Raw genomic sequence first — 23,821 nt, forward strand, 5'->3', positions numbered from 1 at the left:
TATTTTTATGTTACGCCATAATCTTAAATACTATACTGTTCCCGCTAAAGGTAACGTTACTTTGAATACACTTCCCGTTCCCGGTGTGCTTTCGGCCGTAATGTTCCCGCCGTGTGCTTCTACGATAGACTGTGTAATGGCCAGACCAAGGCCCGCCCCGCCTGAGCTACGTGTACGCGATTCATCTCCACGATAAAAACGCTCAAATATCCGCTCCAGCTGTTCTTTACTCATGCCTGGTCCGTTATCACGAATTTGGATATCCACCAACTTCTTCCCTGCAGACAGGTTTACCTGGATCACACCTCTTTCCATATCGGTATGCTGAACAGCATTGTGAAACAGGTTGAGCACTACCTGCTTGATTTTATCCCCCTCTGCCAATACCCGTATACCTGCCGTCATATCAAAAACCACTTTACGTGTACCTGCCAGCATAAGGAGCTGCGGTTTCATTTCCAGCAGCAACGCATCTAGTGATATGTCTTCCAGCTTCAACTCCGGTGTTCGATCCAGCTTAGCCAACAATAGTAAATCAGAGACAAGTTTATTCATCCGCTTGGATTCACCATACATACTTTCTAGTGCCGACTGAAGCTGCTTCGGATTAGATGCTGCCCCACGAAGCAGCACTTCCAAGAAGCCGTGAATAGACGTGAGCGGGGTGCGCAGTTCATGGGAAGCATCCGCAATAAATCGTCTCATCTGCATCTGCAATTCCCGTTCGGCAGCAAAAGAATGCTCCAGCCGTTCCAGCATCCCGTTAAATGAAACCGCCAAACGATCCACCTCATACTGCCCCTGCTCTGCGTCAAAGCGCTCGGCCAGATTGCCCGCATCAATACGTTTGACTGCCTCGACCATCCTGGAAAGGGGCACCAACGTGCGGCGCAGCACAGGAAGCATAAGCGCCAACCCAATCGCAAGCGCAATCAGAGACAATAAAATAAAGGTGCGGAGCTGGTTAATCAATTGCTCTTGCATAGAAGTCGTGGATACGCCCATTTGAAGTAAACCGGACGAACGGTCAGGTGGACCGAGCGGACGGAATACAACCAGTTGCTCTTTCCCCTGAGCATCCGTGATTAATTGATAGCCGTGGCGCATGCGTTTGCTCTGCTGCATTGCATGATATTGCTCAGTGGTGAGACGTGGCGGCTTAAGTCCGTTTTCGTTGGACAAGCTCTGGAAAGTGCCGTCTGTATCTATAGAAGCGAGCGACATATCCGGCCAAAACAAAAACGGCCCCGGTCGATTATTCCTCCGATTGGTTTGTTCTTGGGGAGCGGTTACCCCACTCTGCTCCTGCGAATCCTTAATCAATAAATCGGCAGGAATTGAATTCAACTGCGTATCCATAGCTTCTGCCCGACTGCGATACAGAAAATCTTTCATCAGAAAATATTGTAGAAAACCAATCAATACGAGCAGCAAAGCCAAAATGAGTAACGTTCTAGCCAAAAGCTGGGACCGGAGAGAACGAAGCGCATATTTTCTCCGACTTTTCCCGCCCGCCTTCATAGCAGATCCACCCGGTATCCCACACCGCGTAGCGTACGAATGACCCGGTGCTCCTTGTCTTTGAGTTTTTCACGTAAGGAGCGAATGTACACCTCAACAATATTATCCTCGCCCCCAAAATCGTACCCCCATACCCGGTCCAGAATACGACTTTTACTCAGCACAATCCCGTGATTAAGCACCAGAAACTTCAATAGTTCATATTCGGTAGGCGACAGCTCCAGCACCTGACTCTGATAACGAATTTCCTTGCGTCGATCATCCACTTGAAAGGGGCCGTGAACAACCTCCCCCAGCAGATCGGGGAACTGATTGCGCAAGCGTGCTTCAATGCGAGCCAGCAGCTCATTAAAACTGAAGGGCTTTACGACATAATCATCCGCGCCGAGTTTTAATCCCTTTACCCGATCGTCTACATCATCCTTGGCGGTCAGCATAATGACCGCGATGTTATCCTCCGTCTCCTTGAGACTTTGGCACACCTCAAAACCGTTCATTTCCGGCATCATCACATCCAGCACCGCTACATGCGGACGAAACTCTCTTGCCAAATCGAGCGCTTTACTCCCGTTCTCGGCGGTTCTGACTTCATATCCTTCATTAATCAGTCCAAGCTCTAAAAATTGCAAAATATGAGGCTCATCATCTGCCAGCATAATTTTAACTCCGTGTATTGGATTCATTATTAATCTTCCCTTTCATGTTGCCGCATTTTTCTCATAAAAAAGTCAGTTCATTTTTACCTGTATCTAATATACCTGAATCCTGTCGCAAAAAAAGTACCTCTGCTCAGCTTTCAGCTAACGTTCAGGGAGCGCTCAGAACCCATTAAGGTACGTATGGCATGATAATAGCAAGCCGGTAGTTCACCGGGCCAAGATCAGAAGCGACTGGTCATTCCGCAGTCCTGAAGATAGCGGCTAGAACAACGGAATAAATACAAAGAATTTTCACAGGGAGTGGAATGAACATGATTAAGAAATGGTTTAAGACCAGGGCGGACATCCCCCTGATCATCATTATGCTGATATCCGCATTTTTGAACGGATACAACATCTGGCAAGACAAATATGTAAACACCTACTATACGACAGCCGTAGCAAGCATGCTACAGAGCTTCCACAACTTCTTTTTCGCCTCACTTGATTCTGCCGGATCGGTAACGGTAGACAAACCGCCTGTGGTTTTCTGGATTCAGACACTGAGCGCCTATATATTCGGGCTTCACGGATGGAGCGTTATCTTGCCACAGGCGCTGGCTCAGGTCGGATCAGTCTTGCTCGTTTACTTACTCGTCAAACCGAGCTTTGGTACGATGGCCGCACGATTGGCCGCCTTCGCTATGGCAACGACACCGATAGCCGTAGCGGTTAGCCGCACGAATAACATCGACGCTATGTTGGTTTTCACACTGTTGCTCGCAACATGGCTATTGTTCAGAGGCATTAGAAATAGCAAAACCGGGCTGATCCTTGCTGCTTTCGCAGTCGTAGGCATCGCCTTTAACGAAAAAATGTTGCAAGCCTATATGATCGTTCCGGCATTGGGTCTGTTCTATCTGCTGGCCTCCAAGTTTAACTGGAAGCGAAAAGCAGTAACACTGGTAGGATCAGCAGTTGTCCTCCTGATCGTATCGCTCTCCTGGGCAGTCGTAGTGGACTCCACTCCGGCAGATGAACGCCCTTATATGGGAAGTAGCGGTACGAACTCTGTGCTGAATTTGGCCTTTGGTTATAACGGCCTGTCCCGTCTGACAGGAGATCAGGGTACAGGTGGCAATCGTGGCGGTGAACGCACGGATCGGAACAATAACGCTACAACGAATAGCAGCGATACGAACACAGATCAAGCTCAGACGACTACAACATCGGACAGCACTACCACTACGGATGACTCTGGTGCCAACAACATGGCAGCAGGCGGATTCGGTGCAGGTGGTCAAATGCCACCGGGTGGATTTGGCAGCAACGGACAAGGTGGTCCTGGAGACGGGCAAAATGGCCAGGGTGGTCCAGGCGGTGGACCGGGAGGAAATTCCGGTGGCGGCATGTTCGGCACTGGCGAAAAAGGACCTTTGCGGTTGTTCCAATCTTCCCTGTCAGGTCAAGCCAGCTGGCTGCTTCCATTCGCATTGATTGCTTCCATCGGTCTGCTTGCAAGCATTCGACGTCGTAATATCACACAAAAACACAAAGAGGTCATCTTCTGGCTGGCCTGGTTGATTCCCGTAGCTGCGTTTTTTAGCGTAGCAGGATTCTTTCATCATTATTACCTGATTATGCTCGCGCCACCAATTGCAGCGCTCTTTGGAGCAGGATTCGTAGAATTGTGGAAGCAGTATCGTGAGCGTTCCAACTGGCTCTCCTGGCTGTTACCCGCAGCAGTATTGGCAACCTCGGTATTTAGCTGGTTTGTTTTGCAAAATTACAACGATACCATTGGCAGCGGCTGGTCCATCGCGGTATTGATCCTAGGGATCATCGGCACGGTGCTGCTGATAGTAGCACGAATGAAATCTGAGAAGTTCACAAGATTCGCCATCATTGCAAGTGTACTCGCTATGTTTATCGGTCCTGCATACTGGGCATTGACACCGATCATCTACGGGGGGAACAGCATGATTCCACAAGCCGGACCCACTCAATTTGGCGGTGGTGGTGGCGGAATGCCGGGCGGCAATGATCGCAATAGAGGTCAGAGCGCCAATGGACAACAAGCCGAAGGAACTCAAACGAATAACCAGACCAATAATGCAGAGAATTCCAGTCCTGATGGAAATACTTCAAGCACACAAACAAGTACAGACACGGAACAAAAATCTTCTACCCGTTCCAGAGGAATGGGGGGACCCAACGGTAGCCAAAGTTTAGATCAAAAAACGTTGAGCTACTTGCAAAAAAATAACACAGGTGAAACCTACCTTTTCGCAGCAAGTAATTATTCAACGGCTGCTCCTTACCTGGTCGAGGCCGGACAAAAAGTAATTATTATGAACGGTTTTGTATCTTCCGATCCAGTCTATACCGTCGATAAAATCAAGGCGCTGGTCGAAAGCGGCCAAGTGAAGTACTTCATGATTTCTGGTGGAGGTGGCGGACCAGACGGCGGTAACTCTGAAGTCACTGCATGGATCAAAGAACACGGCAAAGTGATTCCTTCAGATGAATGGAAAACAACAACAGGCGAAACAAGTACAGACGTTAAAGCAACCGAGAGCGGAAGCGACACCACGAACAGCAATGCGAACGCCCAGGATGGTCAAGGTGGCCCTGGCGGAGACGAACGTGGCGGAAGCGGTACTTTATACGAAATCACATTATAAATGAGGAGGAACTACGAATGAGTGAACCCATCCGTTATTCCATTGTTATTCCGATGTACAACGAGGAAGCCGTTATTACGGAAACCTACCGGAGGCTGAAACAAGTTATGGGCTCGATGGGTGAGCCCTACGAGCTGATCTTCGTAAATGATGGAAGTTCGGACCGCAGCGTCCAATTGATCAAGGAATTCAGTCTCAGAGATGACACCATTGTATTGATTGATTTCTCTCGCAATTTTGGTCATCAGCTAGCGATTACTGCCGGGATGGATTATGCGGTGGGGGAGGCGGTCGTCGTCATTGACGCCGACCTCCAGGACCCGCCGGAACTGATTGTTGAGATGGCTAACAAGTGGAAGGAAGGCTATGAAGTGGTCTACGCCAAACGACTCAAACGCAATGGCGAGACTCGCTTCAAGAAATGGTCTGCCAGCCTCTTCTACCGTGTACTTAAAGCATCAACGGATATTAATATCCCGGTCGACACCGGGGACTTCCGCCTAATGGATCGCAAGGTCATAGAAGAATTGAAACGGCTACCGGAAAATAACCGATTCGTTCGTGGACTGGTCAGCTGGATCGGTTTCAAACAAACTGCTGTAGAATATGAGCGCGACGAGCGGCTCGCAGGCGAAACCAAATATCCGTTGAAACGAATGATCAAGCTCAGTCTGGACGGGATCACATCCTTTTCGATTAAACCGCTCAAGCTGGCAGGGTATATCGGTGCACTTCTATCCATGTCCGGCTTCCTGTATCTGATGTACGTACTGTTTCTCAACTTTTTCACCGACTCCTATGTGATGAAGGGCTGGTCGTCTATGATTAGCATCAGCCTGATCTTCGACGGGGTGATCCTGATCATTCTCGGTATTATGGGTGAATATGTTGGACGCATTTATGACGAAACCAAAGCACGTCCGCTTTACATTGTCCGTGAGCATCTGGGTGGACAATACGAAAACGGTCCGACGCATGCTATGAAAGTCCCTGAACCCCGTGACTCCCTGTACATGCAAGGAGCCCGTGAGAGCCTGATTTCGACAGGACGCACAGTGCGCGGCAACAGTGCGGTATATACCGGACCCAAATCCGGTCATGGAGCCTAACCCATGAAAAGTCGCATGGCCCAGCTGCTTCCTATGATCCGATTTGGCATCGTAGGTCTGGTGAATACGGGTGTAGATTATATCATTTTTATGCTGCTGGCTTGGGGCGGAGTGCCGGTCATTGTAGCGCAGGTCATTTCGTACAGCTGCGGCACAGCTAACAGTTATATTTTGAACAGCAAATGGACATTCAACAAACAACTATCAAACAACACTAATAAGGGTCAATTACCTAAATTCATCATCATTAACCTCATCGTATTGGGGATAACCTCCTTATTACTGCAAGTGCTTCACACTGGAACCGAGTTGCCGCTTGCTTTAGGCAAGCTGATCGCGACCGCAGCCGGAATGATCATCAATTATATCGGGAGCCGATACTGGGTATTCGGTTCCCCATCCCGAAAGGAAAGTGAGTTTCTATGAGAAAAATTACAAAAGCTGTTATTCCAGCCGCCGGATTAGGAACCCGTTTTCTACCAGCTACGAAAGCTTTACCGAAAGAGATGCTTCCCATCGTAGACAAGCCGGCTATTCAATATATCGTAGAAGAAGCCATCAAGTCCGGAATTGAGAGCATCATTATCGTAACGGGGCGTAATAAAAAAGCCATCGAGGATCATTTTGACAAGTCTGTGGAATTGGAGCAGGTACTGGAGAGCAAAGGTAAATATGATCTCCTACGTGAAGTTCAAAGCATCGGGGGTAAAGCAGTCATTCACTATATCCGTCAAAAAGAACCCCTCGGCTTGGGACACGCGGTAAGCTGCGCTCGTCAGTTCATTGGCGATGAGCCCTTTGCCGTGTTGCTGGGCGATGATATTATGAATTCCTCCACCCCGGCGATTCGTCAAATGATGGATGTTTACGAAGCGACTGGCAAGCAAGTGGTCGGCGTGCGCACAGTGGAAGAACAAGATGTGAGTAAATACGGCATTATTGACTCCACTCACCAGAACGGTCTCATTCACGAAGTCGGCGGACTTGTTGAAAAACCATCTCCGGCAGATGCCCCTTCGCGGCAGGCAGTCATTGGTCGGTATGTATTAGAGCCTTCCATTTTCTCTATATTGGAAAACCTGTCCACTGGAGCGGGCGGTGAATACCAATTGACGGATGCTCTTCATCAAGTAGCGTTGCAGAACCAACTGCTCGCATTAGAACTGGAAGGCACACGTTATGATATTGGAGATAAAGCTGGATATCTGGAAGCCGTGCTCCACATGGGTATGCAACGCGAAGATTTGCGTCCAATGCTTGACTCCATGATGCGCGAGTGGGCGCTTGCTTCAATGATAAAATAGGGGGATTTCCTCCCTCCGAAATCCGACGGGTGCTGTGAAATCACGAGAGTAGATGGATGAACATGTAAAATTGTACACTATAGGAGTACAGCAGCATTTGAGTCTACACGGCCGCCCGGTCGATACTAAGGAGGAAAAGAACCCATGATCCCTGAAGGAAATCTGCAAAGTAATGTGGATCGTTTCAACGGTTTTGCCGACAACTACGATCAGCACCGCCCGGAAGCACCGTCACTCGTCGTGGAAATCATCAGCCGCTATCTGGAGCGAAACGTAGAGCTAGTTGCCGATATTGGCTGCGGTACAGGACTTTCAACTTTCATATGGGAAAACGCCGCTCGGCAAATCGTCGGTATCGAGCCTAACCCGGACATGAGAGGAAAAGCGCAGCACAAGCTGGAGACGGCAGGAACCATTTCCTTCAAAAGCGGGTTCTCCAACAACCTGCCCTTTGAGGACGGAACTGTAGACGTCATCACCTGCTCTCAATCCTTTCACTGGATGGACCCCGAGAGCACGCTTCAGGAAGCGGGCAGGGTCTTGGCTCAGGGCGGCGTGTTCGCGGCCTTTGACTGTGACTGGCCTCCGGTGCTGCAATGGCAGATAGAGCAAGCTTATACAGAGCTTATCACCAAAGCGGATACCCTTTTGGAACAGGAAGCCCCAGTAGAGCAACAAGCTCATAAATGGAGCAAGGATCAGCATTTAGCTAATCTGCACCGCAGCGGACAATTCCGATATACCCGGGAGATTGTCTTCCATAACCGTGAGCAGTGTGACGCAGCTCGTTATACAGGGCTCGCTCTAAGCCAAGGGGGTATTCAAAGTCTCTTCAAACTTGGCAATCGAGCGCTTGACGTCGATATAGCCCGCTTCGTGAAGCTGGTAGAGAATCATTTTCAGGGCAGAACACTAGACATCCTGTTCAGCTATCGTATGCGGCTCGGCATCAAGTAGAAAGGAATCAAGGTCATCGTGGATGATACGCTCTTCGGCTTAGGGCAAAAAAGACTCTCCCTCGCCTCGTAAAAACGAGTGCGTACAGGAGAGTCTATTTTGCTTCAATAAATAGCCACAGTCATATCCTTGCAAACCCTTAGTCACAGTTCCAATGTGTCTTCGACTTAGGAAGAGCGAACAGCCAATAAGTGCGCCAACCGGTCAGGATAGTCCGTGATGATGCCGTTCACCCCGGCCTCCAGCAGACGCTTCATTTCTTCTGGCTCATTCACCGTCCATGGGTGGTATACGACGCCTAATGCCAAAGCCTCTGATACAGCTTCTGGCGTAACAACTTGTTTGTAGGCATGGAGTGCTGTTACCCCGAATTGGGTTGCATACTCGGATGGACGAACCATAATTTCGATATACAGCGCCCCCGTCTTGATTTCAGGAGCAAGCTGCGCACAGAGCGCCAGCGATTCGTGATTGAAGCTGGATATGATTACACGCTGTTCCAACCCAAAACGCTTCACGGCAGCAATGACCTCTTCCTCCATACCCGGATAGAGATAAATGCTGTTTTTCAACTCCAAATTAATAATTGTATTCGAGGACTGGGCTAGTTCCAGTAGCTCATCCAACATCGGGACCCGCTCACCTCGGAATTTCTCATCAAACCAACCGCCCGCATCCAGTTTATTTAATTCTTCCAGCGTAATATCCCTTACATCCAGTGAGCAACCTGTCGTACGCTCCAGCGACTCATCGTGAATCAGCACCAGATGCCCATCTTGGGTACGCTGCACATCCGTTTCTATACCTGTTGCTCCCAGTTCCAAGGCGTGGCGGAATGCCGCCATCGTATTCTCAGGACATACACCTGAAGCTCCGCGGTGTGCGAAATTAATCACCTTTTCGGTTACAGTCACAACATAACCCCTCCTGTCATTTCACAGGAACATTATACCTGCTCATTGTTTGGGCTGTATAAAATATTCGTCACAGCTAACACTTCTTCTATGCCGTTTGAACAATTTTCCCGATCCAATCGGAATAAAACGTATTCCCGTTCCGTCGATCAAAATCAGCCGCCGCTGACTCTGCCAGTGGCCTAAAATACGCAATGATTTCTGTCAATGTGCGATCCTCTTTACCCCATTCCAAGGAAGCCGGCAACCGGATCAATCGTTTTTCTCCCGAAGTATCCAACTTTTGTAGCAGACTCACCATCGTCGCGTAAAAATACATCTGCTCCAGCCCGCTCTCATAGTCTAGCGCCATATGTAGATGACGCTCTACCACTTCGATTCCTTGAATCGGATCAGCAACCGCCAGATATTCGATATGCTCCGCTATCGTTTTCAGGAAGTCGCGGTCATCCCGAATTAGGCGATAGCCTTTGCGATGATTGTCCTTTGCCTGATCAACCTCGCCTTGACGATAAAGCGGCAACAGCACCTGCGAGAGCGTCACATGTGGTACTTCTGCACATTTCATCCGTCCCGACAAAATCGGTTTTGCCACGGCAAGCGCCTGCTCGTTTTCTCCAGTCAAGTAATAGAACCGTACCATCTGGCTCTGCTCACAGGCCTCACAATCACTCATACTGTCCGACTCAATCAAGCGGAAGGTATCCAGATACCGCCGTGCTTCATCCAGTTCACCCATGTCCATCGCGATGCGGAACTTATAATAGTAATATGGACGCTCATTATACCCGTATTCGGCATAACGTCTGCGCATATCCTCCGCCAGATCTTCTATTTGAGTCTTCGATATATTGGAAAAGCTGCACACCTTCCCGAGTATCCATTTGTAATTCCACAACAGCTCATCTGCGTCGTATTCCTCTGGATTTTGATCAAATTGGCCCAACTGCCACGAAAAAGCAATCAGCGACTTCAATGGATATCCGTTAAAAATAGCGCAGTCTACAATCTCTCCCCGGATTTCATAAGCGAGTTCCTTCAATCCGGAAGTATCTGCCAAGCGAACTGCTTCTTCCAGAAGCGCCAGCTTTGCCGCCCCTCCGGGCAGATCCTGCGCCTGCTCCATCAAATCATATATCGTATCTTCCATTTGGCTCCCCCTATAATTACGCAATTACGAATTTTGTCCGTTCCCTAATCCCCAATTGATAAAATGTAGTACACTCCGATTCATCAGTCCCAACTCACTGCGGTTCATCGGGTAGTGCCCCATCATAAGCGCATTCACATACATCATTTCTGTAGCAGCCGTGACCATCTGCGTATCGGTAGCTTCAAGAATCCGCGCCACCACTGGGTTGTTCAGATTAAAGTATAAGGTGGAATAACCCGAATTCTGCTGGACTCCTGCTTTCAGACTATCAAGCACATTGGAAAAAAGTGAGGTTGTCTCCTCAACCGTGTTTTCCATGGAGCGCAAGGTCAGTGCATCCTGAGAAATGGTATACAACACTGGCAAACTCGCAGGCTCAAAACGCTTCAACTCAGCGCGGCAACGCATCGGCTGCAAAGCAGCATCCATGACACGTAGCACACCGTAATAATTCTCGCGTTCTTCCTGTGTTAGCCCGGTAAATGAAAGAGATACTTCCTCAGGGCTAAGACGCTCTGTTTGTAGGTTAGAGTCAATCCAATGCAGCTTTTCCAAAATGTCTGAATCATAAATATAGCCGCCATTGATCACCAACATGGATTGCGCCGCCGCCACATGCGTAATCTGACGATACTCATCTACTGTCGATGTGTAATGCAGTGGACGTCCGTCCGCCTCTCGGATCAGTTCACTCAGCTCACGCCGCCCAAATGTACTTTCGAAGGAAAACCAACGGTACATTATCCGCAAAAATTCATCATCCTCCACGGCGAGCGCCTTCATAGACAGCTCATGCAAACGAATCCAGTGCTGCAAGCGGTCTGGCTCATACTGCGCCATGCGTAGCAGTTCTTCCCGAATACAGGTCCCCAGTTCAGAACGAACATCGTCAAGCTGTTCATTTTCATAAAAATACTCACGTGATGCCGTTGGTTGCAACTCATCTGTCCAAATTAGGCTTTTAATGAAGAATGCCCATTCCGGCAAAACATTTTCCGCCTTGTCCGACACCAGCATATGCTTCAGGTACACCCGATGCAGCCGCTTGCTGTTCAGATTAACACTGCGAGGCAAAATGAATGCAATCCCGCCTGTTCTGCCCGATGCCGTCCGCAACGGTATAAAATCACTGAAGCGCTCGCCCATCAGGCGATAGCCTAAATCCAGCACCTCACTACGGCGACTCCGCAATTGTTCGGGATCCTGCATCCAGCTCGTCGATGGAAGATTGACGCGCTTGGTGTCCCCGTCTACAGACAGCATGACCGGATACGGCAGCAACGCACCATAATAGATTAAAGACTCCTCTACATGCGCTGGCTCATAATAAAACTCACTTCCCGGCTTGCAGCGCAAATAAATTTGCGTCCCTACAGGCAGCTCGGTTTCCAATCGACGAATCGTATACGTCCCATCCGGCTTCCCTCTCCATTCCATGGAGATGCCTTCCTTCACCGAGCGGGTCAGCACTACAATTTCATCGCTCACCATAAAGCAGGATAGTAACCCAATCCCAAAGCGTCCGATAAACGAAGTCTCAGAAGCCAGCAAATCGGCTCCCTTCTTGGAAGACTGACCGATAATCGACAAAAAACGGTGAATGTCTTCTTCTGACAATCCAATGCCGTTATCCTGAATCATCAATACCTGATGCTCCCCAGAACCAGATAACTCCACGATGACTTTACCTTCATAGTCGTTACTCTCAGAAGCTGTATCTCCAAGAGCCTTGTCTTCTTTCAGTACTTTACTTTCAGCAACAACCTTCCGCAGCTCCTTGCGAGCCGTGATCGCATCTGTTGCATTTTGCAGAACCTCACGTATAAACACTCGTGGACTGCTATATAAATGATTGGCCAAAATATCAATCATACCGCCCAAGTTCACTTGAAAACGATATTGGTCTGTCTGACTCATACAGATCATTCCTTTCTCGAAATGCTACAACCACCATTTGGATTTAAATAGACTATCTTTTAAAGTATAACGTGGATTTAAGTCGGATTACACACCCTGCATTTCAGATATCAATACGTTGACAACGATATAACAGGGTCTTTTTTCACCTAGGAAGTCTGGAACTGGGTCTAATTAACTTCATAAAAATGTACGGAGTACGAGCACTTAGTGAATAAAGGTCATCTTTGTCTAGTTAAATTTAGTAATAAACATAATATTTATTTAAAATCTACCCTTCTCTTAGAAACCTATATCTATGGAGGGACAAATGGCTCATTTTACGCAAAAAGCTCGCATTGCCGCTCTTGTAATACTCTTACAAGAGAGAATGCGAGCTTATTTAGATACAGTCGAAGCTCTACCTTTTACAGAAGAGAATTAATGGGACTTAGCAAGACGGATAACGTTCCACGATGCTTTGCCCAAATGAGCTTTTACAATTCCGTCTTCAAGCTTGGCGTTGCCGCCGTTGTGAGGCGTAACTTTTTCACCGGCTGGACTGTTGGTCGCTTTAAGATCATCATGCTCCAATACAGTATGCTCGACAATGCGGTAGCCTTCAAAACTGCGTACATCTACTGTCAACTCCAGCGATTCAGACAAATGACGGTTCACTGCAAAGACAGTCAGTGCGTCTCCCTCTTCATCATAAACTACAGCGCTGTCCAGATAAGGAATGTCTGTGAAGTCCTTGGAATCGTATTTTTCCGAATCTACGACAGGCATCAGCGATACCCCACGACCATAACGGGAGGCATGCAGATACGGATAGAAAATCGTTTGTTTCCACGCCTTTCCGTTATTCTCGGTCATGATTGGCGCAATAACATTGACCAGTTGGGCGAGGCAAGCCATTTTCACACGATCCGCGTGGCGCAGGAACGTAATCAACATGCTGCCCACCAACAATGCATCCTCAAAGTTATAGATATCCTCAAGCTGCGGTGGTGCCACAGACCACGGATCAATTTTTTTGTCCGCATCATTGGAGTGATACCACACGTTCCATTCGTCAAAGCTGAGCATCATTTTTTTCTTGCTGCGTTTCTTTGCTTTGATATAGTCACAAGTCGAAATGACCGTATGAATAAAATGATCCATATCCATAGAGCGTGCCAGATAATTAGCCGTATCATTGTCATGATTTCCGTAGTATTGGTGCAAGGAAATATAGTCGGCTACCTCATAGGTATGATCCAGCGTGGTTGCTTCCCATTCCGGGAACGTTGGCATCGTAGAACTGGAGCTGCCACAGGATACAAGCTCAATGTCAGGATCGATCAGCTTCATGGCTTTTGCAGATTCTACAGCCAGACGACCATATTCTTCTGCTGTCTTGTGGCCAATTTGCCATGGGCCATCCATCTCGTTACCAAGACACCAGGTTTTAATCTTATGTGGTTGCTCTACACTGTGACTACGACGTAGATCACTCCAATAGGAGCCACCTGTGTGGTTGCAATATTCCACCAGATTACGCGCAGCATCAATTCCGCGCGTACCCAGATTAACCGCCATCATGACTTCGGAACCTACATCCTTGGCCCACTTGAAAAATTCATTCGTACCCACTTCATTCGGCTCGACCGTTCTCCAAGCCAGCTCCAACTGTCTAGGTCTGGACGCGACAGGGCCGACACCGTCCTCCCAATTGTAACCGGATACAAAGTTGCCTCCCGGATAGCGTATAATAGGAACATCAAGCTGTTTTACCAACTCTTTAACATCATTTCGGAAACCGCTTTCATCACTAGTTGAATGAGTAGGCTCGTAAATGCCGCCATATACGGCACGCCCGAGATGCTCTACAAAAGAGCCATAAATGCGTTTATCGACTTCAGCAATACGAAAAGATTTGTCTACAATCATCTTTGCTTTTACAGCTGCTGCCACCTAAACCATCCTCTCTGAATGCGAAAATAAAATCCGTTGTACCACCAAGACTAAGAAGCCGTTTTATTTACGGTTTTAATATAACACACCATATTTATTATAGTCAATATTATTATTAAATACTTAATATATTTATTAACATTAATGATAAACGATAAGCAATTGGTTACGTACTTCAAAATATTTCGTTTTATAAACAAACTTATTGAGTGAATAACCACTTTGCTAAATAGTAATAACGGATTACTGATGCGTTCAAAGTAGTGCCTACTGCCATATCTTGCAGTCTGTTTTAAATAGTGAATATCAGTCTACCAACAGTTGTTCTAAATATGTATAAATACCACCTATATCACCCACGTTTAAATTCGAGAGGACCCCTTCTTTCAAATATCCCTGCTCTGTCCGTATAGATATATAAATGCGTTCAGTTTCCGCTTTCACCAGGATAGAAAGCTCAATATCAACGTCTAATAAAACTCGTTCTTTGGTGCAATGCGTAATATTCGTAGCCTCTACACACAAAATAGCAATATCCGTATAAGCGTTATATGCCATTGTACCCGCATTATATAACAGTTCCTGTAATCCATTGCTTGCATCCGAAGGGAGCGTATACTCCATATCATGCAACACTGCCGCGGACTGGTCCACCGCGATCCAGCTTTGATATCCATCCCGGGCAAATTCCCCTCTCAACTCATGCAAAAAATAAATAATGTCAATGCCCTTGTCATAATAAATACAAATAAGCGGAATGCGAGAATCCTCTATTGCGATTGCCTTCTCCCGCGTCATAAAGAGCCCCCCCTCTTGCTGCCACCAGCGCAAATAGCAAGACGAAAAATTCAGTGCGGGGATATGTCGTTGATTTTTAGAAATATAGACGACATTTTTTCCATAACGTGAAGCCAATTGCTCCACTTCCTGCAAACTCACTGGCTCCATTTCCCCTAGCAAGACAATCGTATCTGTAAGGCCGTATACCCGTTGTCCACCTTCGAGCGCTGTGTCCTGTTGTTCTCGCTCCCGCAGGATGGCTTGTTCGAAGATCGCAGCAATTTTGTCGCCAGGGAGTTGAGCTTCACATTGGGTCTGAAAATAATAGGGTGCTTTCGAACTAATTGCACAATCCTCTATAAACACATAGGCGCGCCGTATCCAATCCGGATGTCCGTAACGCATTACGGGGATTATGGTATCCTGTAGCGGATGATAACTATACTTATGTAAAATATGTTTTAGCTTTTCTATGGAAGGAACACGCTTGGGCTTCTGCAAAACTTTACATACCTGTGCTGTAACGAATGGAGTGGCATAGCTATTGCTGTTGGGACATTGTACAGCCTCTCCAGCTGCACCTATCAGCTCATGCTTGGCAAAAGCGGTAAAATCGATACCACTTGAGAATGCTTTCTCAGCATCATATGTATATTGTCCTGCTGTGAGTATACCGCTATGATCGCAGCGCACACCAATCACATTGGCAAAGGAAGCCGGATAAGTAAGAAGTCCTCCATTTTGTGCTGCACATACCATAATTAATCCCGCCATAGCTGCATTATTTACAGCTTCCCGTAGCATGCCTCGATCTCGATAATTTATACTTCCCAGGCTGATATTGGCTACCTGTACACCATGCTTTACACACCAATCCAGCGCAGCACAAAGCTGAGCTGCATTTCCTTTTCTATGGTTCATTATTTTTACACTACTGATGATCGCATCTGGAAAATACGTTTGTACAATAGCTGCACATATCGTACCGTGATTTAAGGTGCGTCCATCTTCTACGTCTCCATGAGCTATTTCGACGTTATATAATAATTGGGTGTTTAAAAAGCCAGCATTAACCCCGTCGTCAATAATGGCTACATGGATCTTGCCATTCATTTTTTCTCCCCCTGTCTCTTCGGATTGTGAAATGAATCTCACGGCTCTGTTCCGTTCCATTAGAGTAAGCGGAGGGTGCCTCTGCGAACGATAGCGTTCGTCTGAAAGCACCCTCCTAATTTAGCGAACCATGTACATGATAGCCGGATCAGACTGCAATATTTACCTTCGTGCCTGCAGTCTTCGCCCCGTCTTTAGCCGAGTCTAGATAGGCATTGAGCTCTTGTTCAGTCCACACCCTGCCAGCCTCTGCATTCGCCTCCTGCTCATCCTTAGGTTCAACCCGATCTGTAATCATCGGTTCGTTATTCACTGCTTCGCTGATACGCTCATTAATATTCGCAGCGATTTCCATGATTTCTCCATTAAGTCCTTCTGCCTTTTCACGCAAAGCCGCTGATTTTGCAGGGTTAGCGTTTTCCCACCCCTTAGCCTCGCTTCCCAATGTAATTTGTGCCGTTTTGGCTATTTTGGCACTCTTCAACTCATTGTTTGCAGATACAATACTATGCATTGTATAGGTGATCAATCTTTGCTGCTGCTCCTCAGCAGTCTTAGGCGTATATTCTTCCTTTTTGCCTTTCTGAGCTTCTTTTTTACTTTCCTCATCCATGCCTAAAGCCTTTTTTTGCTCTTCCAGTGACTGCTTTTGAATGTTCTCGTCAATTTGCTGAATCTGCTTATCTATCTCTTCCATTTCAGCTTTTACAGCTTCCGGACCGAGACCACGCTTGAGAGCATTACTTAAATAGTCCGAACGCCTCTCCATCAAACTTTGCTTTTGCTCTGTCAATTGTTGAATAACCTTGTTTTGTGGCTTGCCTATACCCTTCCTTTCAGCCTGAGCGGAAAGGGAATGCCGTAGTTCAAGTCGGTTGTTATCTGCGGTGCGGAACGGCGATTGGTGAGATGATGTAAATGATACATTCATCCTAAAACCTCCAATTCTCTTCTAAATGAGGATTTTTCAAAAATCCTGAAATAAGTGATTCTAGAGGTATATCGGATTTTTTTGTATGTTTTTGTATGTTTTATCATCATTTTCACAAATCCTTCATTCCTTTTCCACTGTTAAGCAGTCCTTTATCGTCTCATACAAGCTGTTATATGTAAGCAACCCCCCTCCCACTATACGCTCTTCCGGAATTAGGATAGCAAAGCTTTTTTCCACTTCAAATAATAGATATACCAGATCTCTGGGGAACAACCCCATATCAGGACCCAGTAATGTAGCCTCTTTATTTATCTCACCCGCTTTTATTTTAAAAAGCTTCCAAAATATATTTTCCAGTTTCATTCCTGTTCCCGTTACATCCTGAGTAAAGTTCATGTTCTTCCCTCCATTACAACTGAACTACGTGATGATCAACCGAAAAATAATGTAAAATATCCTGCGTCAGCCTATTCATATCTTCATCGTTGGACAGATGGAGTACAGGCACGGAATAATTGGAAAACTCCTGCTTTTTCTCTTCCACGAAACGATGATCAACAGATGCATATTGCATATTGACTGTGGAAGAAGAGTAACTGTCGAATACATTGTTACATATGGCATATCCTAATAATGAAGAGGAAAAACGGTTTTCCATGTACTGTTTCACATGCTCCAAATATTTTATATTGTATTCATCATAGTGAAGACAACAGATTAGGCCATCCGCTCTAACAGCGCGGGATACCAAAAATGAGGTTACTCCAAAATAATTCGTGAACGTATTGTTAAAGGGAACAATCCCACCTGGAATGCCCACGAGTATTAGATCAGGCTTTTCGCTCTGCTCTATTTTTTTCAAATACCGATTAAACATGATAATCTTCTGGGTTTCCGTCATACCGCTCTCAAACATAAACTGTGGAAAAGAATGTGCACCAATCAGCTCCCCGCATCCATTAGATGTGATTTGCGACACCCGATATCCTTGTGCTTCAAGCTTCTGCCGAAGGTTAAGCTGCAAATTAAGCTTATGCGTTCGCTCGTTCAGCCCTAATACAAACAGAACCGGTGTAAAAAAATCATGAATAACAGAGCCCGGGTCAGGCGGTAAAATATCTTTCGTACGTACATCAAATGTATTTTTTAAAATCAGCTTGTCATCTTGCTCCTCACAGGGTTCGATGAATTCCATACATGAGTCTGGCAAAGTGAAATTACACATGACTTTTTTGCCAAGTTGTCCAGCCTTCTGGATCACGGGAAGATACACCTCAGCTACATCCAGCTTGAAATTGGATTTCACCAGTAATATGGCATCACAACGCTCCATTTCTTGCTCCAAACAAGACTCTGGCTTCACTATGAAGCCTGTCACTTCCCCCTTGTCCGTTACACAGGCATCTTTCCCGATCATACCCGACCCTTGAAAAGAAATAAGTACAACTTCCTCATAACTTCCTAATAGATTCAAGTTCCTAACCAGGGCTATCGTTTCATAATCAAACGGAAAAATGATTAATTTATTGGTCATGGAGACACCCCTCATGCTTTTTCAAAATCGAGAATCGTATCCTCGGAGAAATCATAGCCCAGCTCATTCATCATGCAATAATCAAGTAAGGTGTGCCTAATATCATTTTTGACTACCGAACAATGACTTAGCTTCTTTTCTTTGGACAAGGTATGCAAATCATCTGCTACAGCAACACACAGCGTACAAAAACGGAAATTCCAACAGTTTTTACATGCATCCTCCGTGATTGTCCCTACATTCAAAATCTGGCTGATTTTATCCACTTCAAAGCCTGTGTCCACCTTTCCAATCTGCACCACCTCCGACTGCTCACTGACCCGTTCACATGGATAGAGATTTCCATGCACATCCGCAAACAATCGCTGTACACCAGGCACACAGGGTCCACCATGATGCGCTTCTATCGGCATTCCCGCAGAAGGCTTTCTATAATGAAACATACGGAAATACATCTGAATATAATAGTCCTTAATCAGCTTGGAGACATGATTTTCATCTACTCTTCCAAACTTGGAAAGCATCATTTTAACTACCTCATAGCCTCTCTGCTCAATAAATTCATTTCTGTACAAAATTTCATCCTTCACATAAGCATCGTTAATGTAGGACGACCTTACACTGTACAGGCTTTCGAAGGTTTCATAATTCGTATAAAAATCATTGATACAACCAAAATCATTACGGGTATCCAGCACCACATTAAAATTAATCCATTCAAAGAGGTCCGGGTAATTTCTCTTAATTTTATCCACATTGGCAATAATCGTATCGAAGGTGCCCCGCCCGTTAACAGCAAATCGTCTGTTTCTGTCATGATTCTCTTGATCTCCGTCCAGACTGATCGTAAGCACAAAACGATGTTCATCCAGAAAGGCCAAAATATCGTCATTAAGCAGCGTACCATTGGTCGTCAAATGAAAGCCTACATCTCTATACGCTACCTGCTCCTTGATATATTCCACACACTTCTTGACCAACGGAAAATTAATAAGCGGCTCTCCCCCATAAAAACCAAAATCCAAACGGTCACTGTCTACTGACCTATCAATGACAAAATCAATACACTTGCGCGCTGTCTCAAAATCCATCATCAGACTGGTATGACCTCGATTGTCATATCCTCCTGAATAAACGCAGTAAGAGCATCTAAGATTGCAATTTTGAGTTACCTGTAAGGTGAGGGTCTTCAGCTGATGCTGAAGCATATGCTCCAGGTGCTTTGTCTTGGGATGATTCATAATCTGCGGACGCTGTGAAGATAAAAATCCGTTATCCAACAAGTCACGGATATAGTGCTGCAATTCCGGTGTAGCCTCCATCTGATCCAGGTCGAAGCTGGAATGCGAATTCAGGAAATGGTAAGCCTCCTCTTTAATCCTCAAAATTAAATTGGTATTTACATCATATACATAATGGTGGAGTCTCGTCTGAAATGTGTATATAAAGGGTTGGCACATGTTCATGATTCACACCTACTCTGTTTTGATGTGGACAGAAGCCTGGAATGCCCAGGCTCCTCCATACAGATACAAGCTTAATAATTACCAATTCCAGTTCCGTTATCTCTGCGATAAGAACCGTCACTTTCACGCTGAGTATTGGAGCTTCGAGTCAAACTGCCTGCGCAATAACAGGAGCAAGGACAATAACAGGAACAACCACAGCCAAATGCCTCAATCGTGTCGCCTACATTCGTGCTTCTTTTCACAAGCTTACGCATGTTAAACTACTCCTCCCATTCATGATATGATTTAAAAAGGTGTTCACCTATACTAATTCCGTACATGGTGTTAAATCACACTATGAAAGCGTTTGTTTTTTTCATCATTTTATGGGGACCTCTTCTTCCCCTAATACCCATCCTCTGTATTCTGCATGACAGGTCATAAAATGGGAGTGTGATCCTATTTGGGCTGGTTCGCCGTTCTCCAACAAAATAACTCTATCAACATGCGCTAGTATCTCGCTGCGATGTGTAACGATGATTACGGTCTTTTCACGCAACCGGGTCTTCAACAATTGCTGAACATTTAGCCTAGCTGCTGTGTCTAGATTGGAGGTCACCTCGTCGAGAATAAACAATGGCGCTTCCCTGATCAATGCCCGGGCCATAGCAATTTTCTGTCTTTGCCCACCCGACAATCTGGAGCCATTCGAGCCTATAGGGAAGTCATCTGCCGAGTTCTGAACCAATTCTTCCAGACCAACCTCCGCGATAATGGCCTCTATTGCATCATTAGTGACTTCTGTGCCTATGCGGATATTGCCAAAAATAGTAGTATCAAATAAATACACCTGCTGACTGACCAAAGCTATTTGACTTCGATACTCATCTATCTCATAGCTTTGGATGTCAATGCCGTCATAAGTGATTATCCCTTGATCAGGCTGGCTGAATCTCATAATCAGATCCAGCAACGTAGACTTCCCTGCCCCATTTGCTCCAATGATAGCTACTTTTTCCCCTCGGGCAATCCTAAAGCTCACGTGGGGCAGTACGGGTTCGTCCTTGGTATAGGAAAAAGAAACATTATGAAATGCAATGTGATCTTCGAATGGCGGCTCAGTTAGTAAAGACGCTGGAGTGACTGAATTAGATGTTTCTTCCTCTGCCCAATCCAAGAACTGATAATATCGAATGGCGGAGGGAACGACTTCAGCCAGCATGTAGCCAATGTTTAAAATAGCGAAAACAGGAGTGGTAACATAAGCACTGTAAGAAACAAAGGCAAAAATCCCACCTACAGTAAGCTGTAAACGAAAAATAAGATTAGCACCCACAACGTACAAAAACATCATTAGAAGCTGAATTAAAATAGATTCCGAAGCGATATTCCAGGCGTCCAGAAGTGATAATTTTCGTTCTGATTCTACAATTCGACGCTGCTTGGATGAGAACTGCTGATGCTTATGTGGAATAAGACCAAACATTCGCTGCTCCTTCATGCCCCCGACAGATTCCCCAAACCACTGAGCAAAATCACTACTGCCTTCAATTAAATCCCCCACCAGTTTTTTTCTACGCTTCACAAAATACTTCACCACAACATATTTGATGGGTAAAAAGCACAGCACGATTACAGTCATTTTCCAGTTAATGAGCAGCAAACCACATAAACCACCAATCATGCTGAACGCCTGCATAATGACAAAAAATACTCCACTATCTGTGATCCTCGATACATTGCCTACATCCGTGCCAATTTGGTTCAGCAGCTCCGCTTCATTGGTTCGGTTAAAATAACTCATTCGTACTCTTGTCAGATGCAGATACGCCTTTTCAAATAATGAAAAGGTAACCTGTGCGCTTAAGCCTGCCCGAAAGGTTTCTTTACACACATTCAGCAGCTTATCCAAGCAAACGATTAAAAACGCAGCAGAAGTGTACAGGATTACAGCCTGCATATTCCCTTTCAGGAGACCTTGATCCACAATAATCTTGCTTGTTAAAGGCAATAATATATTCAAGCCCGCTGATAGGATGAGACATATCAAAATGATAGTGACCGTCTTCAGATAAGGTCTAAATGTTGCTGCCAAACGTTTATATACTATGGATTCTTTCATCCTTCCCCCCCTTTCACCAGGTGCACCCTCTCCCCCTATTAACTAATTCCGTATCAGAATCAAAATCACTTTAAAATATCTTTTAACTGTTCTAGTAATTCCACATTTACGAGATTAAATATGATTTATGTCATTCTTGAAAATTGGAATTAATGTATATGATTGGCACATACAAAAATCATTTATTTTTTATCCGTCCAAAGGGGGCTTGAACAATGCCGACTACGATGGTTATCGACTGTTGCAAAGAGGATCAGTGCAGAGGTAGTTCCAGATGCTTTTACAGAAAAATTTGTGAACTTTATCTGAGTGAGGTATATCGTTTCTGTATGCATTTAATCAAGAATCAGTCTTGCTTTACATTTATGGCAGAAGAATGTACACAAGATACTTTTGTAGCGGCAAGACAGCAATTGCTCAAGCTCAAACATCACCCCAATGTAAAGGGTTGGCTGTACCTTACGGCTAAAAATCTTATATATAAATCATTTAGGTGCTACTATACACAAAAAAAGCATGAAACTACGCTTGAATGTGAGAAAATCTGTAGTTTTTCAAATTCGGTAGAGGAGGAGTGGGAAAATCGTAGATTGGGAGATGTGGATACGGTTATCGTTAATATTCTAATGCAGCTTTCCAACAATGAATATACACTCTATGAAGACTACTTTTGTCGACAACTGTCTGTGCCCTTGCTCGCTACCAAATATAATATTTCGGTTACGGCTACAACGACTCGAATCTATAGACTGAAAAGAAAACTTCGTACATTGTCCCATCAATATTGTCTAACTCATATATAAATATATCTATGTACAGCAAAAACAGCGGAGCCCCTCTCCCAAAGAGAAGCTCCGCTGTTCGTTCTTGTGACTATGACTTGTATTCATACTACACTATTACTTAATCCCCGAAATCGTGTAGTTCTCAATAATATACTTTTGGAAAACAATGAAGATAATCATGATCGGAACGACCATGAAGGTCGAGCCTGCCATTTGAAGAGCAAATTGACTTTCGTTCTGCCCCTTGAGCAGTGACAGCCCGACGGACAAGGTGTACAGCTTCTCATCGTTCGCAATAATGAGCGGCCACAGGAAGCTATTCCATCCACCAATAAAGGTTAAAATGGCCTGTACTGCCAGAATTGGTGTCGAGATAGGCAATACGATTTGCAGAAAAGTACGGAACTCCCCTGCTCCATCGAGACGTGTCGCCTCCAGCAATTCTTCCGGGATATCGGACATAAACTGCCGGAACAGGAAGATCGCGAACGCGCCTACCAATCCAGGAAGGACAATCCCCAGCATGGAATTGGTCAATCCCATCTGGTTCAGGATCAAGTAGACGGGAATCATCGTCACTTGACCTGGAATCATCATCGTTGCCAGTACCAGGTAGAATAGAAACCCTTTGCCTTTAAATTGGAATTTGGCAAAGCCATAACCTGCCATGGCATTCAGGAATAATCCGAAGAAGGAAGCTAAAACAATGATCAGCGTATTCGTCAGATAGGTTCCAAAAGCCATGCTATCGAATAGTAATTTAAAATTATCCAGTGTAAAATGCTGCGGCCAGATGGTCGGAGGAATTTTGGTTACCTCACCCTCTGTCTTAAAGGAGGATAATATCATCCACGCAAAAGGCAGCACCATCAACAGACCTCCCACGGTCAGGAGAATCGCCACGAACCATTGAAATGTTTTTTCACCACTGCGCGTATTGGCGCGGGCTTGCTGAACAGCTGTTTTCACGTTC

At 45.6% G+C, this 23,821-nt stretch carries 20 protein-coding genes; 6 read left to right on the top strand and 14 right to left on the bottom strand.

Going from position 1 to position 23,821, the window contains the following annotated elements; translation table 11 throughout:
• Positions 1 to 30: 30 nt before the first annotated feature.
• Positions 31 to 1,521: a sensor histidine kinase gene (locus NLX82_RS22890; RefSeq protein ID WP_053324453.1), complete on the bottom strand. Its 1,491-nt coding sequence runs from the start codon at positions 1,519 to 1,521 to the stop codon at positions 31 to 33.
• Positions 1,518 to 2,204 (bottom strand): response regulator transcription factor, encoded by a 687-nt coding sequence (locus tag NLX82_RS22895; protein WP_013308395.1) that lies wholly within the window; start codon positions 2,202 to 2,204, stop codon positions 1,518 to 1,520. Before NLX82_RS22895 ends, NLX82_RS22890 begins: the two co-directional genes overlap by 4 nt.
• 287 nt (positions 2,205 to 2,491) lie before the next feature.
• Between NLX82_RS22895 and NLX82_RS22900 the strand changes: the two genes are divergently transcribed.
• From NLX82_RS22900 to NLX82_RS22920, 5 genes are all read left to right on the top strand, one after another.
• Positions 2,492 to 4,843 (top strand): glycosyltransferase family 39 protein, encoded by a 2,352-nt coding sequence (locus NLX82_RS22900; RefSeq protein WP_254349115.1) that lies wholly within the window; start codon positions 2,492 to 2,494, stop codon positions 4,841 to 4,843.
• A gap of 17 nt (positions 4,844 to 4,860) precedes the next feature.
• Entirely contained in the window at positions 4,861 to 5,952 is a 1,092-nt protein-coding gene (locus NLX82_RS22905) for a glycosyltransferase family 2 protein (RefSeq protein WP_028541969.1), read from the top strand.
• A gap of 3 nt (positions 5,953 to 5,955) precedes the next feature.
• Positions 5,956 to 6,378 carry a GtrA family protein gene (locus NLX82_RS22910; RefSeq protein WP_023986637.1) on the top strand — a complete coding sequence of 141 codons (423 nt, stop codon included), beginning with the start codon at positions 5,956 to 5,958 and terminating at the stop codon, positions 6,376 to 6,378.
• A complete protein-coding gene (gene galU, locus NLX82_RS22915) occupies positions 6,375 to 7,256 on the top strand; it encodes a UTP--glucose-1-phosphate uridylyltransferase GalU (protein ID WP_023986636.1) in 882 nt (293 codons plus the stop codon). The genes NLX82_RS22910 and galU overlap by 4 nt, the downstream gene beginning before the upstream one ends.
• 144 nt (positions 7,257 to 7,400) lie before the next feature.
• On the top strand, positions 7,401 to 8,213 hold the full coding sequence (locus NLX82_RS22920) for a class I SAM-dependent methyltransferase (protein WP_254349116.1): 813 nt from the start codon (positions 7,401 to 7,403) through the stop codon (positions 8,211 to 8,213).
• A 167-nt stretch (positions 8,214 to 8,380) separates the two neighbouring features.
• Here NLX82_RS22920 and NLX82_RS22925 read toward each other — a convergent pair whose 3' ends face one another.
• From NLX82_RS22925 to NLX82_RS22975, 11 genes are all read right to left on the bottom strand, one after another.
• Entirely contained in the window at positions 8,381 to 9,127 is a 747-nt protein-coding gene (locus NLX82_RS22925; RefSeq protein ID WP_069080765.1) for a glycerophosphodiester phosphodiesterase, read from the bottom strand.
• Between the two features lie 88 nt (positions 9,128 to 9,215).
• Positions 9,216 to 10,277 (bottom strand): hypothetical protein, encoded by a 1,062-nt coding sequence (locus tag NLX82_RS22930; protein WP_254349117.1) that lies wholly within the window; start codon positions 10,275 to 10,277, stop codon positions 9,216 to 9,218.
• A gap of 24 nt (positions 10,278 to 10,301) precedes the next feature.
• Positions 10,302 to 12,197, bottom strand: coding sequence for an HSP90 family protein (locus NLX82_RS22935; RefSeq protein WP_028541965.1), 1,896 nt, complete (start codon positions 12,195 to 12,197; stop codon positions 10,302 to 10,304).
• 420 nt (positions 12,198 to 12,617) lie between these two features.
• A complete protein-coding gene (arfA, locus tag NLX82_RS22940; protein WP_367995895.1) occupies positions 12,618 to 14,132 on the bottom strand; it encodes an arabinosylfuranosidase ArfA in 1,515 nt (504 codons plus the stop codon).
• A gap of 306 nt (positions 14,133 to 14,438) precedes the next feature.
• Positions 14,439 to 16,025: a S8 family serine peptidase gene (locus NLX82_RS22945; RefSeq protein WP_254349118.1), complete on the bottom strand. Its 1,587-nt coding sequence runs from the start codon at positions 16,023 to 16,025 to the stop codon at positions 14,439 to 14,441.
• 148 nt (positions 16,026 to 16,173) lie between these two features.
• Complete coding sequence (locus tag NLX82_RS22950) at positions 16,174 to 16,956, bottom strand: hypothetical protein (RefSeq protein ID WP_053324446.1); 783 nt, start codon at positions 16,954 to 16,956, stop codon at positions 16,174 to 16,176.
• A gap of 123 nt (positions 16,957 to 17,079) precedes the next feature.
• Positions 17,080 to 17,355 (bottom strand): peptide maturation system acyl carrier-related protein, encoded by a 276-nt coding sequence (locus NLX82_RS22955; RefSeq protein WP_023986627.1) that lies wholly within the window; start codon positions 17,353 to 17,355, stop codon positions 17,080 to 17,082.
• A gap of 13 nt (positions 17,356 to 17,368) precedes the next feature.
• Positions 17,369 to 18,493, bottom strand: a complete 1,125-nt coding sequence (locus tag NLX82_RS22960) for a TIGR04066 family peptide maturation system protein (protein WP_071559455.1) — start codon at positions 18,491 to 18,493, stop codon at positions 17,369 to 17,371.
• Between the two features lie 11 nt (positions 18,494 to 18,504).
• A complete protein-coding gene (ccpM, locus tag NLX82_RS22965; RefSeq protein WP_028541961.1) occupies positions 18,505 to 19,959 on the bottom strand; it encodes a Cys-rich peptide radical SAM maturase CcpM in 1,455 nt (484 codons plus the stop codon).
• A gap of 71 nt (positions 19,960 to 20,030) precedes the next feature.
• Complete coding sequence (locus NLX82_RS22970; RefSeq protein WP_071559456.1) at positions 20,031 to 20,216, bottom strand: CLI_3235 family bacteriocin precursor; 186 nt, start codon at positions 20,214 to 20,216, stop codon at positions 20,031 to 20,033.
• 104 nt (positions 20,217 to 20,320) lie between these two features.
• Positions 20,321 to 22,063: an ABC transporter ATP-binding protein gene (locus NLX82_RS22975; RefSeq protein ID WP_254349119.1), complete on the bottom strand. Its 1,743-nt coding sequence runs from the start codon at positions 22,061 to 22,063 to the stop codon at positions 20,321 to 20,323.
• 227 nt (positions 22,064 to 22,290) lie between these two features.
• Between NLX82_RS22975 and NLX82_RS22980 the strand changes: the two genes are divergently transcribed.
• Positions 22,291 to 22,866, top strand: a complete 576-nt coding sequence (locus tag NLX82_RS22980; RefSeq protein WP_256253386.1) for an RNA polymerase sigma factor — start codon at positions 22,291 to 22,293, stop codon at positions 22,864 to 22,866.
• Between the two features lie 96 nt (positions 22,867 to 22,962).
• Here NLX82_RS22980 and NLX82_RS22985 read toward each other — a convergent pair whose 3' ends face one another.
• Positions 22,963 to 23,817, bottom strand: coding sequence for a carbohydrate ABC transporter permease (locus NLX82_RS22985; RefSeq protein ID WP_023986622.1), 855 nt, complete (start codon positions 23,815 to 23,817; stop codon positions 22,963 to 22,965).
• Positions 23,818 to 23,821: the final 4 nt, after the last annotated feature.

The organism is Paenibacillus sp. A3M_27_13 (assembly GCF_024213315.1).
In the GTDB taxonomy this organism is placed as follows: Bacteria; Bacillota; Bacilli; order Paenibacillales; family Paenibacillaceae; genus Paenibacillus; species Paenibacillus polymyxa_B.